This window comes from Acinetobacter pittii ATCC 19004 = CIP 70.29, from assembly GCF_000369045.1.
Lineage (GTDB): Bacteria > Pseudomonadota > Gammaproteobacteria > Pseudomonadales > Moraxellaceae > Acinetobacter > Acinetobacter pittii.
The window spans coordinates 580,318-594,930 of record NZ_KB849790.1; the positions used below are offsets into that span (position 1 = coordinate 580,318).

At 39.8% G+C, this 14,613-nt stretch carries 15 protein-coding genes; 1 reads left to right on the forward strand and 14 read right to left on the reverse strand.

The window, feature by feature from the left end:
- Positions 1-207: 207 nt before the first annotated feature.
- The 12 genes from F928_RS15290 to F928_RS15345 form a co-directional block, all read right to left on the reverse strand.
- The gene (locus tag F928_RS15290; protein WP_002163229.1) at positions 208-1,428 is read right to left on the reverse strand and encodes a chloride channel protein; all 1,221 of its coding nucleotides are present in this window, start codon (positions 1,426-1,428) and stop codon (positions 208-210) included.
- 303 nt (positions 1,429-1,731) lie between these two features.
- On the reverse strand, positions 1,732-3,450 hold the full coding sequence (bccA, locus tag F928_RS15295; RefSeq protein ID WP_002163233.1) for an acetyl/propionyl/methylcrotonyl-CoA carboxylase subunit alpha: 1,719 nt from the start codon (positions 3,448-3,450) through the stop codon (positions 1,732-1,734).
- Entirely contained in the window at positions 3,447-5,033 is a 1,587-nt protein-coding gene (gene ybgK, locus F928_RS15300; RefSeq protein WP_005076751.1) for a 5-oxoprolinase subunit B/C family protein, read from the reverse strand. The genes bccA and ybgK overlap by 4 nt, the downstream gene beginning before the upstream one ends.
- A 32-nt stretch (positions 5,034-5,065) precedes the next feature.
- Positions 5,066-5,881 carry a putative hydro-lyase gene (locus F928_RS15305; RefSeq protein ID WP_080632724.1) on the reverse strand — a complete coding sequence of 272 codons (816 nt, stop codon included), beginning with the start codon at positions 5,879-5,881 and terminating at the stop codon, positions 5,066-5,068.
- Between the two features lie 2 nt (positions 5,882-5,883).
- Positions 5,884-6,648: a LamB/YcsF family protein gene (locus F928_RS15310; RefSeq protein WP_005076754.1), complete on the reverse strand. Its 765-nt coding sequence runs from the start codon at positions 6,646-6,648 to the stop codon at positions 5,884-5,886.
- Between the two features lie 34 nt (positions 6,649-6,682).
- Positions 6,683-7,936 (reverse strand): NRAMP family divalent metal transporter, encoded by a 1,254-nt coding sequence (ycsG, locus tag F928_RS15315; protein ID WP_014206320.1) that lies wholly within the window; start codon positions 7,934-7,936, stop codon positions 6,683-6,685.
- 344 nt (positions 7,937-8,280) lie between these two features.
- Positions 8,281-9,192: a LysR family transcriptional regulator MumR gene (gene mumR, locus F928_RS15320; RefSeq protein ID WP_002163208.1), complete on the reverse strand. Its 912-nt coding sequence runs from the start codon at positions 9,190-9,192 to the stop codon at positions 8,281-8,283.
- Positions 9,193-9,283: 91 nt separating this feature from the next.
- On the reverse strand, positions 9,284-9,463 hold the full coding sequence (locus F928_RS15325; RefSeq protein ID WP_002163210.1) for a zf-HC2 domain-containing protein: 180 nt from the start codon (positions 9,461-9,463) through the stop codon (positions 9,284-9,286).
- On the reverse strand, positions 9,457-10,077 hold the full coding sequence (locus tag F928_RS15330; protein ID WP_005076757.1) for an RNA polymerase factor sigma-70: 621 nt from the start codon (positions 10,075-10,077) through the stop codon (positions 9,457-9,459). Before F928_RS15330 ends, F928_RS15325 begins: the two co-directional genes overlap by 7 nt.
- A gap of 2 nt (positions 10,078-10,079) precedes the next feature.
- On the reverse strand, positions 10,080-10,835 hold the full coding sequence (locus tag F928_RS15335) for an HvfC family RiPP maturation protein (protein WP_002163215.1): 756 nt from the start codon (positions 10,833-10,835) through the stop codon (positions 10,080-10,082).
- Positions 10,786-11,649, reverse strand: a complete 864-nt coding sequence (locus tag F928_RS15340; protein WP_002163211.1) for an HvfB family MNIO-type RiPP peptide maturase — start codon at positions 11,647-11,649, stop codon at positions 10,786-10,788. The genes F928_RS15335 and F928_RS15340 overlap by 50 nt, the downstream gene beginning before the upstream one ends.
- A 69-nt stretch (positions 11,650-11,718) precedes the next feature.
- Positions 11,719-12,027 carry an HvfA family oxazolone/thioamide-modified RiPP metallophore gene (locus F928_RS15345; RefSeq protein WP_005076759.1) on the reverse strand — a complete coding sequence of 103 codons (309 nt, stop codon included), beginning with the start codon at positions 12,025-12,027 and terminating at the stop codon, positions 11,719-11,721.
- A 163-nt stretch (positions 12,028-12,190) separates the two neighbouring features.
- Between F928_RS15345 and F928_RS15350 the strand changes: the two genes are divergently transcribed.
- Entirely contained in the window at positions 12,191-12,793 is a 603-nt protein-coding gene (locus F928_RS15350) for an HvfX family Cu-binding RiPP maturation protein (protein WP_005076761.1), read from the forward strand.
- Between the two features lie 128 nt (positions 12,794-12,921).
- On the opposite strand, the gene F928_RS15355 is transcribed toward F928_RS15350, so the two are convergent.
- Positions 12,922-13,866, reverse strand: coding sequence for a DUF4424 family protein (locus tag F928_RS15355; RefSeq protein WP_005076762.1), 945 nt, complete (start codon positions 13,864-13,866; stop codon positions 12,922-12,924).
- A gap of 126 nt (positions 13,867-13,992) precedes the next feature.
- The gene (locus F928_RS15360; RefSeq protein WP_005076764.1) at positions 13,993-14,337 is read right to left on the reverse strand and encodes a hypothetical protein; all 345 of its coding nucleotides are present in this window, start codon (positions 14,335-14,337) and stop codon (positions 13,993-13,995) included.
- Positions 14,338-14,613 lie beyond the last annotated feature (276 nt).

The following is a 14,613-nucleotide window of genomic DNA, read 5'->3' on the forward strand; positions in this document are numbered from 1 at the left end:
TATTAATGTATATCTATAGTTTAAATATTTAGGAAACAATAGTTGTTCATTAAAATTAATTTATATCTTCTTTTATAAAGATATAAATTCAATTCTTTCATATTTTTAGAAGTATTTCATTTACTAGGCCAATTTTTATTATTAAAAAAAGAAGATTTAATAGGAGTTAAGCAATTTGAAATCACTCAACTCCTTAGAAATGCTTAATCAATCCATCAACTTTTTACGGCGATACAACCCACAATTCCCTGAAAATAGCGCTGCCAACAAACAGGTAATAATGGCGTAAGTGGCAACATTCATTCCAAATAGCTCAACAGCTAAAATAATAGATGTTAACGGTGCCTTACTCGCCCCAGAAAATAGACTCACCAAACCTAAGCCTGCAAGCAATGAAATTGGCAGGTTTAAAACTGCTCCTAAAGCATTCCCTAACGTCGCACCTACATAAAACAACGGCGTAATTTCACCGCCTTTAAAGCCTGAACCTAAAGTGATGGCAGTAAAAACAGTCTTGTTAAAAAAGTCGTAAAACTCAATCGGCACATAAAAAGATGAAATGATTTTATCTGTACCCAAACCGTTGTATTGCTGATGCGCAGTGAACAAGGTAAGTAGCATAATGACAATACCACCCGCCATCGTTCTTAATGGCAAATAACGCACATATTTATAAAAGACGTCACTCGCAAAATGAATGGCAGCAATAAAGAAACGTGCGACTAAACCAAAGATCAGACCTGCCACAATTAAGTTCATAAGCGTGCCAAAATGAATGGCCGGAAACTCACTAATCACATAGAAAATATGCGGATGAACAATATCAAATAGCTCAGGGATGGCCGATGCAATCAGCGCCGACACAAAACATGGAAAAATAGCTGAGTATCTTAAATTACCTAAAGCAGTAATTTCCAACCCATAGATTGCACCCGCTAGAGGCAAGCCAAACACCCCTGCAAAGCCTGCACCAATACTGGCGATTAAACAGATTTTTCGGTTGTCTTCCGAGATTTTTAATATATGGCTCAAGTGGTCAATTAAGGCACCCGAAAGCTGAACCGCTGGGGCCTCACGCCCTGCCGAACCACCAAACAACTGCGTTAAAATTGAGGTGATAAAAATGATGGGGCTCATTCGTTTTGGAATGAACGACTTCGGCTGGTGAATTTCATCAATCAGTAAATGAGTTCCCCGCTCAATCGGTGATCCATATTTTTTAATGAGATAGCCAATACCAAAACCCACAAAAGGTAAAAAGTAGATCAGCCAGTGATGCAGACTTCGAACTTTGTTTGAAATATCAAAAGCCACAAAAATTAAGGTCGAAGCTAGCCCTGCTACGACTCCAATCACGATCGAGATGACGAGCCAATAGACACTGTATTTTAGAATTTGATCATATTCAGATGAAGGTAGAATTTTCATTCGCTTTCTTCAATTCGCCTTTGAGTGAGTGCCAAATTCTCAAATTGTTTTTATGCTGCCAGCTCATTAAGTGAGAAATGCTTAAACTGGGCTAAAAATTAAAGCCCGCATAAGCGAGCTTTCAATACAGTGATTAATTTTCACATCACTAAACTGTGAGGAATATCTCATAATTAGTGCTAATTTTCAAGCTGAAAATGGTTAACGAGTACTGCGAAAAATAACGAACTAAGTGAATAAATAAGCATTCGATTTGACCCAATTAAACTGATGCTTAAGTGAGCCAAATCATTTATTCAAAACTTAATTAATACTCGCAATCACAGTTTCTGCATGACAGGTCGCGCCCTTCTCTGCGCCAATCTGAATAACGCCACTGCGGTGTGCCAGTACCTGTACTTCCATTTTCATGGCTTCCATAATGGCAACCACTTGGCCTTCTGTGACTTGCTCACCATTTTCGACTTTCCAAGCGCTAATCACACCATTAATTGGAGCAAGTAAATGCTCGGCACTTACTTCTGGCTCGGCAGTCTGCGCTTGAACTGCAGTTGCTGGGCCTTGTGCAAACATACCCGCAGGTAAACCTAAACGGTGTAATTTGCCATCAATTTCAATGTAGCTGAGCAGCATTGGCTGTTGATGGTTTGGAATGCCACGTTTGGTTGGCTTTAATTCTTGTTTAAAGTCGTTTTCAATCCAGCGCGTGTGTACATTAAATTCATCTGTAAAGTCAGGTTCATTAAGTACCGCGCGGTGAAAATCTAAAACCGAAGCTACGCCTTCAATTTTAAATTGTTTTAAAGCACGTTTAGCGCGAGCAATTGCAACTTCGCGGGTTGGACCAATCACAATTAGCTTTGCCATGAGTGAGTCAAAATGGCTAGACACTAATGACCCAGTGCGAACACCTGTGTCGACTCGTACACCGTTACCAAACGGCGCTTCAAATAAACTCAACACACCAAAGGCTGGAATAAAACCACGTGCTGGGTCTTCGGCATTGATACGAAACTCAATGGCATGGCCTTGTGCTTTTGGTGTTTCTTTAATAGAAAGCGCTTCACCTTGTGCAACACGAATTTGTTCCACCACCAAATCGACTTTCGACGTTTCTTCGGTAACAGGATGCTCAACTTGCAAACGAGTGTTTACTTCTAAGAATGAAAGCTTACCGTCACGACTCAGTAAATATTCAACTGTTCCCGCACCCACATAGTTTGCGGCCTGACAAATGTTTTTTGCCGAGCTTAAAATTTGCTGGTAAATCTCATCGCTAACAAATGGTGCTGGTGCTTCTTCGACTAATTTTTGGTTACGGCGTTGCAATGAACAATCACGTGTGCCAAGCACCACAATATTGCCATGTTGGTCTGCTATCACCTGCGCTTCTACATGGCGCGGTTTATCAAGATATTGCTCGACAAAACATTCACCACGACCAAAAGCAGCTTTTGCCTCTCGTACTGCCGACTCATAAAGCTCTTTCACTTCTTCGAGTTTCCACGCGACTTTTAAGCCACGCCCACCGCCACCGAATGCGGCTTTAATTGCAATTGGTAAACCATATTGTTTGGCAAACTCTAAAGCTTCATCTGCATTATTGAGTGGGTCTTGCGTACCCTGAACCAAGGGCGCACCAACCGAAGCTGCAATTTTACGTGCTTCGATTTTATCGCCTAGTTTTTCAATCGCACTTGGTGATGGCCCGACCCATTTTAAGCCTGCATCAATCACGGCTTGAGCAAACTCAGCACGTTCAGATAAAAAGCCGTAACCCGGATGCACCATAGTTGCTTTCGATTTCTTTGCAACTTCAATAATCGCAGGAATATTTAGGTAAGTCTCGATAGCAGTTGCACCAGCCAAGCCCCATGCTTCATCTGCAAGTTCGACATGCATGCTGCCAATATCGTCATCTGCATATAATGCGACCGATGAAATTCCCATGTCACGGCAGGCATGAATAATACGAACGGCAATTTCACCACGGTTAGCAATCAATAATTTTTCTGTATTCATCTTTCATTCTCAAAATCTGTAAATTCAGCAATTTTTTTAAATTTGATGCGGCAACCTGCCGGAATCTGTGCCACCAAATCCCAATGGTGTTTAGCAACAGAGCCAATGACTGGATATCCGCCCGTTAAAGGGTGATCATTCATAAACAAAACGGGTTGGCCACTCGGTGGAATCTGCAAAGCGCCAATGCAAGTGCCTTCACTTTCCAGTTCATGGGTAATTTTGCGAGTTAAAGGCTGTTCACCTGAAAGTCTTAGCCCGACTCGGTTGCTTTCATTTGTTACCAGCCACTCTTGCTGACAGAGTAGTTCAATACTGTCTTGTTCAAACCAGTCTGTACGTGGGCCCATCACAATATCTAGCTCAACGACTTCGCCAGCTCGCGGTAAGTCACTTTTGCCCACTTCATTTACGCTAATATTGGCTGCCTTTACCTGCCCTTGGTAAATGGTATCTCCAAGTTTTAAAGGCTCTGGCCCTAACACTGCCAAGCTGTCAAATGAGGCACTATTGAGTACAGGTTCAACGTCTATGCCTCCACGAACAGCCAAATAATTTCTTAAGCCTGCTGTTGGTGGCTGAATTTGAAATTCATCGCCTTCATCCAAATCAATCGGTTGATAGCTTGCAAAGTCTGCGGTTTGACCATCCGCAAATTTCACACGAATGTTTGAGATGGCCCCAGCCACCGCAATAACACCTGCATGTTGCATCTTTGCTTTTAGACCGCCATTTAAAACTTCAATGACGGGTGTATTGGTTGGATTACCGACAATACGATTAGCACTGTGCATGGCAGATAAATCCATTGCACCCGCTACGCCAACCCCAATATTGGTCTGGTTTAAACGCCCTTCATCTTGAATAAGCATTTGTAAACTTGGCGCAGTGATCGTAAATAGTGGCACCGATTGTTTCGGCTCAACCGTACGCGTGATTTGCTGTGGTATATTTACGGTTGTCGGGCTATGCGTCACATCTTCAAAATGTACGGTCATACCCAGTAAAAGTAGTGCTGGATTTTTACGCTCTAAATCCCACATTTTTTCTGATGTAGTACCAATCAGCTGCCAACCACCCGGACTGTCTTTTGGGTAAATACCAGAGTATTTTCCAGCCAAGCCCAAAGAACCTGACGGTATTTTTTTACGCGGAACCGTTAAGCGCGGAATATCAGTAAAAGGCTTATCGGGACTGCTCATATAAGCAAAACCCGGTGCAAAACCAATAAAAGCCACATTCCATACGCTTTGGTGATGTTTTCTAATCACATCGGCAACAGATAAACCTTGCAACTCGGCAACCTGCGCAAGGTCTTCGCCGTTATAGCAAATCGGCACAATCACTTCTTGGTCGCTACGCTCAAATCCAGAATCAATTTTGAGACTCTGAATTGAAGCAACCAGCGTTTTAAAGTTGGTTTCGATCTCATTAAAGAAAACCAAAATTGTTTTTGCAGCGGGGACTAAGTCTTTAATTCCATTCAATTGCGTATTTTGCAATTTATTGTACAACGCCAAAGTTTCCTCTAAGCTCGCAAGCTCAATCAGGAAACAGTCGGCGTTTACCGATAAAAAACGCATTTGCTTATCCTTTTAATTCTTCTTTAGTCCAGTTAGTCAATCCAAGCACGGTCAGGAATGTCGGTAATAAACATGTAACCCGGCGCATGACTAATCGCAAAAGGAATTTTCGAGTTCATGACGGCAGCTTGCGGCGTTACTCCACACGCCCAAAACACTGGAATTTCACCCGCTTCAATACGAGAAGCATCGCCAAAGTCTGGCTTATTTACATCCTTAATGCCTAAGCTTTCAGGGTGACCAATATGTACAGGCGCGCCATGTACACTCGGCATACGTGCTGTAATTTTTACCGCTTCACTAATTTGATGCGATGGAATTGGTCGCATGGAAACCACCATATTTCCTGAAATACGGCCTGCTGGTTCGCACTGAATATTACTCAAATACATCGGCACATTGGTGTCATCATGAATGTGGCGAACTTCAATACCCGCTTCTTGCAAAGCTGTTTCGAATGAAAAACTACAGCCAATTAAGAATGTCACCAAATCAGGATGAGCGTTATAAATCTCTCTTGCATCGGTCACTTCATCGACCATTTCGCCATCTTTCCAAATGCGATAACGTGGGAAGTCAGTGCGGATGTCTGAGTCAGCTGCAAGCTTAGTTGCATAGATGCCTTCTTCGAGCACATCAAGCACTGGGCAGCTTTGCGGGTTACGGTGTGCATAGAGTAAAAAGTCATATGCCCACTCTTTTGGCACCGAAATCATGTTGACTTGCGTCATGCCCGCAGCCATGCCTGCTGTCGGTTTATCAAAACCTGCACGGATTTTTAAACGCGCCTCTAACGCGGCTTCACGCTGAGCTGGGTCGACTTTAATATCCTTATACATGATGCTCATCCTTATGCTTTATTTACAAACGGGCGAATTTCAATATTATTTTTTACAAGCTCGGCTTTAATGGCAGCCGACATCTCTAGCGCACCGTCGGTATCGCCATGTAGGCAAATGGTATCGGCTTGAATTGGGGTAAATACGCCATCAATTGACTCAACTCCACCATTTTTAAGCATAGACACCACACGGGTCGCAACAAATGCCGAGTCGTGTAAAACCGCACCTTCTAGACGGCGGGAAACCAATGAACCATCGCTGTTATAAGCACGGTCAGCAAATGCTTCTGATACAACTTTTAAACCCGCTGCTCGTGCCTGTTCGACTAAGTTAGAACCTGCCAAAGCCACTAAAACCAGTTCAGGGTTATACATTTTAATGGCATCAATCACGGCTGCTGCCTGAGCTTGGTCATGTGCAATGGTGTTATAAAGCGCGCCATGTGGTTTAACGTATTGCACTTTTGAGCCTGCCACTTTAGCCAAACCATCGAGTGCAGAAATTTGGTAAAGCACATCGGCAATCAATTCGTCACGTGACAAATCCATATTACGGCGGCCAAAGCCTACAAGGTCTGGATAAGACACGTGAGCGCCAATGGTCACACCAAGCTCAACGGCTTTACGAACCGTTTTTAAAATGCCGAGTGGATCGCCAGCATGGAAGCCACAAGCAATATTGGCACTGGTCACGACAGGTAAAATCTGGTCATCATTACCCATTTTCCATGAGCCAAAGCTTTCACCCAAATCACTATTTAAATCTACAAACATGGCATTATTCCTTTATCACTTCACGCAGTCTGGCTTAAAGCTTGGTCAAATAGTTAAACACAGTCGTAAACGACATGTAGCCCATCCACCACGTTAACAGACATGTTAACCCACCCAAAATAAGCAACCATTTTGGATAGTTATAATTACCCATCAAATCTTTACGGCACGCGGCAACATACACAAAAATTGTAAGGCCAATTGGCAACACCAAACCGTTAAAACCGCCTACAAAAATAAGTAGACCTGCCGGAGTTGCACCCAATAACACATAGAGCAATAAAGCCAATGCAATAAAGGTAATGGTCGTATAGTTGGTTTGTTTTGGTGTTAAGTTCTTTTTAAATGCAGTAAAGAATGACACTGAAGTATATGCTGCGCCGATCGTGCTACTAATACCCGCTGCCCAGAAAATTAAGCCGAATAATTTAAAACCAAATGTACCCGCTGCATATTGGAATGCTTGAGCTGCTGGATTGGCGTCATGGCTGGCTAAATCAATGGTTGCACCGCTCACCACCACACCTAAAAAAGCCAAGAACAACACATAGCGCATGATGCCGACCACAACAATGCCCTTGGTCGCAGCTTTAGCAACTTCATCAATATTTTCAGGGCCAACAGCACCTTTATCGAGTAAACGGTGTGCTCCCGCGTAACAGATATAGCCACCAACCGTACCGCCAACAATGGTGGTAATAATGGCAAAGTCGATCTGATCTGGCGCAAAAGTTTGATGTACAGCTTGCCCGACAGGAGGCATCACAATGACAGCAACGATAATAATCAGGAGGATTTTAAGTAATCCCAACACGATCATGCTTTTATCCATGGCAAGCGTTGCTTTTCTTGATGCAAAAATCAAAATGGCTAATGCACCACTTAAAATACCGCCCCACTTTGTGTCTAGGCCAAAAAGCGCATTTAAACCTAAAGCTGCACCGGCAATGTTACCGACACTAAAGAAAAACCCGCCTAAAATCACCAGAAACGCCAGTAAATAACCACTACCCGGTAATGCTTTATTGGCAATATCAGATGCACGCATTTGAGTAAGTGTCACCACACGCCAAATGTTTTGTTGAACCACATAATCAATCAGAATGGAAACTAAAATGGCAAAGCCAAATGCCGCGCCTAACTTGACTGTAAATACAGCAGTTTGGGTTAAAAATCCTGGCCCCATTGCAGAGGTCGCCATCATAAAGATCGAGGCCACAATGGCCCATTGGCGATCTGATAAAAAAGAAGATTTCAGTAAAGACATATTAATGCGTTCCTCATCCATTTGAGCTTAACAACGCTATTTTCAAGTTGAACCAAGAACACCATTTTTTGTCCCAAACGATATTCTTTAATCCTTTAAAATGACAAAGATTCCCTGTTCCCCAATCAACACAATCGGTGATCAAATCTTGTGTCTAAAATAAAAACATAGCTAATCCCTATGGACAATAAGACTTTTTACATTAAGTTATAAATTTAAATAATTGATTTTAAATAGTTTAGTATTTATTAAAAAATCAAGATAAGCTTTACTTATTGAAGTTAATAAGCTGCTTTTATGGTTTTACATATAAAACAGCTTTTTTAAATAAGAAAAAATAGGGATAAAAGACACACAAAAACAGCTTATTTTTTAATTTGCTCATTGAGCCTTTTCATAGCACATTCAGAGACCTTAACTGCAACTTCGGTCAATTTCTCTTTTAACGCAACATCGTTTCCTTGAATGTAGATCGAGGTGAAATGGAACGTTTTTAATTGAATAGGCGTATTTAATATTTCTAGTCGACCATCAGTAATTTCTTTTAGAGCTGTTAAGGTCGGCACCACAGCAATACCCAAGCCCTGCTCGGCTAAACGCAGTAAAGTTGCCAATGAATAACTGGTAATTGAAAGTGGTTCATCAATCCCTTGCTCTTTCATTCGTGCTTTCAATTCTTTATAGGGATAGGTAATTTTTGGATAAGTTAAAATGGTATGTGACATTAAAGTTTTAAAAGACATTTGAGCAACACCCCCTTTAAATGAAGGTGAAGCCAAGAAACTTAATTCAAAGTCACACAAAGCTTGTTCAATACACTCAAAAGCTAAAGTTGGCCCAAGTAAAAAAGCCATGTCTAAGTCACCTGTCCGAACACCTTCTTGTAAGTTAGGCGTAAGGTCCACTACAATTTCTACTGAAATTTTGGGGAACTCTTGCTGAACCTTTTCGATATATTCAACCAACCATGTATAAACAATAGTTTCGGAAACTCCCAAACGAATGGTGCCAGTCAGGTGCTGATTTTCAGTCAGTTCAGCCACCAGATCGGTCTCTAGTCGCATAAATTTTTCGGCGTACTTAAATAAAGTTAAGCCTTTGTGTGTTGGTTTAAGCTGCCGATAACTTCGATCTAAAACTTTAAAGCCTAATTCATTTTCAAGAGCTGTGATTTTTTGAGAGACCGCAGGCTGGGTGGTTTGTAATTTAGTCGCGGCCTTATTGAAGCTCTTTAAAGTCACAACCCAATAAAATGCTTCAAGATTCTTTAAATTCACGTGTCATCCTGTCTTAAAAAACTCCTTTACTTTTATAGTATGGGAGTTGTTAGCGTAATTAGGCTAGCAATAAATAAATTTTTAAATAAAATTAGCCATCAAAACTTTTAAATGCCTTAGAAAGCTGACTAATTGTTTTGATCTGTTTTGAATAACGGCGGCATGAGCGGCACGCCAATAAATGCAGTTGTAAACCACTTTGCTCACGTAATAACAATGGTCTATCTTGCTTTTCAGACAACAGTTGAGTGGCTTGTCGACATGTCAGCATGAACAATCCTCCTTCAATAACCATTTATTTTCTAAACATTCACGTAGTCGGGTACGACTCCGATACATCAACACATTAAAGTTTGAGATAGACAATTCCAACTTGCTACAAATCTCATTAGAACTCAGCTCTATCACCTCTCTCATCATAAAAACTTGAGCATATTTGGCAGGTAAATGATTTAAACAAGCTTCAAAAATCATCCAGAAATCTGCCTGCTCCATCATTTCTTCAGGGCTTTGCCATGCTTGAGGCGCTTCATATTTATGCCAATGTCCGGAAGCATCAAACAGTGCATCAATACTCAGTTCACTTTCCTCATCTTTAAATAATTCTGTCATTGAGACCAAACGCGATTTTTGCCGAATCACATCAATAATTTTATTTTTTAAAATCGCGAACACCCATGTTTTAAACGCAGCACGTCCTTTAAATGAATCTAAATGCTGGAAAGCACTCGTTAATGCCTCTTGCACCACATCTTCAGCTTGAGGAAGAGAAGAAAGCTGTAAAAAAGCAAATTTTATCATTTGCTGTCTTAAGTCTTGTAAAAAGGCTGGATTATGCAGCTGATCCCCTATTTCTTCATGATCTGATGCCACGGCTGAAGTCATCCTTATACCTCTTTAAAATCATGGGGAGTTTGAATCAATCGCATTCGAGTTAACAGTGCTTTTAGTTCTTGAATCTGCAGATAAATATCATGTTCAGATAAATCAGTGAGTACAGATTGAATCAGTGTATGAATATCTTGGTCAGTTAACTTTACATTTTGAGTCAACTGTTCAATCACCATAGCAAACAAAGGCGAAAGCTGTTCAATACACACTTTGTCTTGTTCATCTCGCCAAACCATAATTGCTCCAGGCATAGGCTCAGCCTGTTCTGGAGTCATTAAAATTGTCCATGTATAAACGGGATATTGATAAACCAATACCCATACCTTTGTGGTTAACTGCCAATCACAGTTTTCCTGCAAAACTATTTTTTCAACTTCAACAGTGTCTAAATACAACTCAAGCCATTCAAACTGCAACAACTCAGCCAACCAAGGGTATTCTTGCAATATCGGGTGCTGCTGATCTGTCAAATACTCTCTAAACTCAAGAGAAATATCATTATACAAAGGCGAGCGACACTGGGTTTTTTGAAAAAACTCCGAGAGTAATTGTTGCCACTTTAACTCTGGCAACATCGCACGAGCCACGGGATAAACTAAATCAATAAATGAACAGACATTATTAAAAAGTAAGTCTCGATAAATATGCATTCGTCCGGCAGGAAGAGCTTGAGGTAATTCCAAATCAGGATCTCTAATCCAGTCACAAAACTGTTGTTGCATGGTCTGAAAGGATATTTGATTTTCCTTCATAGCCACTCTCCTGTTGTTGAATTATTTTAATTTTGGCTAGCTCCTCTTCTAGCTCTCGCCATGATGGAATATTAAAGTCGCGCTCAAGTAAAGTTGCTTTCACACCACACACTTGATAGGTATATCTCAATAGTTCCCATACGCGATCACAAACCTCTGCACCATGCGTATCAATTAATAAATTTTTCTGAACTTGCTCATGTCCAGCAATATGTATATAACGGATTCTTTCTTTTGGCATGTCCCGAATAAATCCAAATGCATCACTGCCATGGTTAATGCTGTTGACATAGACATTATTGACATCCAGAAGCAAATCACAGTCTGCATATTGAAGAACCTCACGGATAAACTCCGCTTCACTCATTTCAGCATTGGGCATTAAATAAGTAGAAACATTCTCTATGACTAATCGTCTTCCTAAAATATCTTGAACACGTAAAATACGTTCAGCGACATATTGAACAGCCGGTTCAGTCATAGGAATGGGCAACAAATCATATAAATAGCCGCCATCATTTGTATAACTTAAATGTTCAGAATAAATCGAGACATCATATTGTTCTAAAAAGTTTTTTATTTTTTCGATAAATTCAAGATTCAGTGGATGAGGACCGCCAATAGACAATGACAAGCCGTGACAAATTAATGGAGCTTTTTCAACACACTGTGCGAGTAATTTCGCGTGTCGTCCACCAAAACCTAGCCAGTTTTCAGGAGCAACTTCAATAAAATCTGGACATGTTTTTGCATCTAAAAACGAGTCTATAAAATCACGCCTTAAACCAAGTCCTACGCCTGACAAATCCATCATGGTGATTTCTCCTTTTGGAAACGATGCCGACACTTACCAGAAGGCCGACATCATCCATGATCAGATTGTTTACTTAGCGCCGCACTTACCGTCAGCGACTTTTTTATCTGCACCGCACTTGCCGTCCGCTGCTTTTTTAGTTGCTCCACATTTTCCATCTGCTGCTTTTTTATCTGCACCACATTTTGCTTCGGCAGACTTTTCATGGTTTTTCATTTTGTTAGCACCGCATTTTGCTTCACCGCATTTTCCATCTGCTGCTTTGGTTGCATGTGCTTCGGTTGTTGTATGGGTTGCTGCTACCGCCACTTGTGTAGCGCCAGCAACTGATAGTGCTAATAATGCCGCCACTGAAGTCATTGAATTGAGCTTATACATGTTAGTATTCCTTTAAAGATAAATTCTCGGTTTGTACATTTGTACGTATAGTTAGACGGACCAAATCCTTTTTTATTACACCGTAAATAAAATTTTTTTTATGTAAGAAATACAGTTTTTATCCGACTAATTAATATTCAATCGCATCGGATGTGAAATTATCATGAAGAATTTTATTTATGGCTTATCTCAATATTATCAAAAACTGGGTAAAACTCTACAACATGCGGACGGCATCGCAGCTCTGGCTCTTCGATTATATTTAGTTCCTATATTTTGGATGGCTGGCACAAATAAATTAATGCACTTTAACGACATTGTAGAATGGTTTGGCAACTCAGATGGAGGTTTAGGACTTCCTTTTCCGTATTTAATGGCATTACTTGCAACAACGGCTGAGCTAGCAGGTGCAATACTATTAACATTTGGCCTCTTTACTCGCTTAATTAGCATCCCGCTCATGATTACCATGTTGGTTGCCATATTTACTGTCCATATACCAAATGGATGGCAAGCGATTGCTGATCCGAATGCACCCTTTGCAAACATGCAGGTCTTGGCCTCGGCTGAAAAGTTAGAGAAGGCTCGCGAAATATTACAAATCTACGGCAATTATGATTGGCTCACGTCTAGTGGTTCGTTTGTAATTTTAAATAATGGAATTGAGTTTGCCGCTACGTATTTGGTCATGCTACTCGCACTGCTTGTTCTTGGAGGCGGCCGTTATTTCAGTTTAGATTATTGGATTAAAAAGAAACTGCTCTAATTAATCATTACGCTAAAAATCCTACTGACAGCAACATAGGGCATCTTTTTCTTATTGTGTGCCATGTTTAGCTCATGACACACAATTGATAGTGAGGCAATTTGGTCAAACCAGAAGCTGGTATCAAATTATCGAACTCTCACAAAAATAATATCTAGGTCTTTTTTGGGTACAAACTTAGTCTTGGTCATTTGAAATTGAGTTAGACTAATCTTTTTAACTGGCCCATCCCAACAAAATGAAACCAGCTCATCCTTATCACGCTCAATGGTGAGCTTAAAGTTTTCAATTGGTTTTGCCCAATTTGCACCCGTCGTTAAAATATAGCCCAAAGCACTAAACGGCGAATTTTCTGCACTGGCTTTTTTTAAGCCTTGCTTAAATTGTTTATCCATACAAAATTGCTGGTTATATTCATCTGGATAGAGAGCTACAGAGCCACCGACCAAAGGTTTATATTCATGATGAATTTTAGTCAAACTATTGGCTTTGAAAGTCTGCTTCCAACTATAAACCACTTGAGATGACCACGGGATTACATCATCTTTTTTAAATTTGGCTAAAATTTTCTGTATTTGCGGCTTATTACATTGTTTTAGCTTATCTACATAATATTCATAATCATAGTTAGTGCGAGTCCATGGGTTTAGCATCTCTTTTTCACTAAAACCGCATTGCTTAAACTCATCCGTTGCATCAATCAGTGGCGATTTTTCATCTTTTTGAATAAACGTTCTGACATGTATCTCGGGTTTTATATTTTTTCCATCTACCACAATTTTAAAGCTTTTTAAAAGCTGTTCAGTATGTGCAAAATCAGATTCAAAAAAATTATCAATGCGTGGTAACGGAAATAAAATCGTTTCCGTTACGTCTTTATTGCTTAAGTTTTTATAGAGGTAGTCGACCTTAATAATCTTTTTACTAATAAATAGATCTTCGCTTTGCATGGCAATTTGCGAATTTTTGAGATATTGAATCCCACCTGTACCCACGTAACCCGTAGAGTCGTTGGCTAGACCATAGGTAGATAGCGAAGCTAAAACAGCAAAGGTTATTGCAAGTTTTTTCATTTTAAAGTGCTCTATGTCATTTTCTAATTATGAAATATCCATCTGCAATAAAGCATAACTGTTTAAGCGTAAACGTTGTTGATTTTTTAGTGGTGACTCATCTATCTCTTTAAAATTTATAAAAAGTTAATTAAAGCTTAGTTTTTGTTTCATCATCTTTTTAGGCACACTAATTTTTCCAATAAAGTTGGTTAACCATAAAATGCATTCATCACGATGTTCAAAGTGAGGGATCAAACTTAGGTCAATTTTTATATCCCGATCTGCTATAGGCAAACTCAAGCAATATTCAAAGTCGATCGAGTTATATTTTAATCTCAGATTTTTTTCTGCGGCCTGTTTTTTTATTTCAGCCATAATTCGATTAAGGTTAACGATTAAATCATTTGAAATTTGATTGTTCTCATAGACACGTTCATAGACGTTTTCAGCAACGTCTATATATTTTATAAGCTCTGCGTTTTCATTCATCTCATTCATACTCTCTTTTTTTTAAAATTATGAACAGCTAAATGTTTAATTGCGTTACTTGGCACGTGGGTTATGTGAAAAACGTATATTTTCATTTACCAAAAGATTAATTTAAGATTTTGATATTTATAAAAAACATTTTATATTTTCACATTTGCATACATTTAAGATTTTCAGAATATTAAACTTTGGTTATCAAAATAACTCAGTCTTCATTTATTTTTAGATAAAAAAAACCGCCCCAGAAGGCGGTCGCTGAGTTAAAACCAGCAGGTA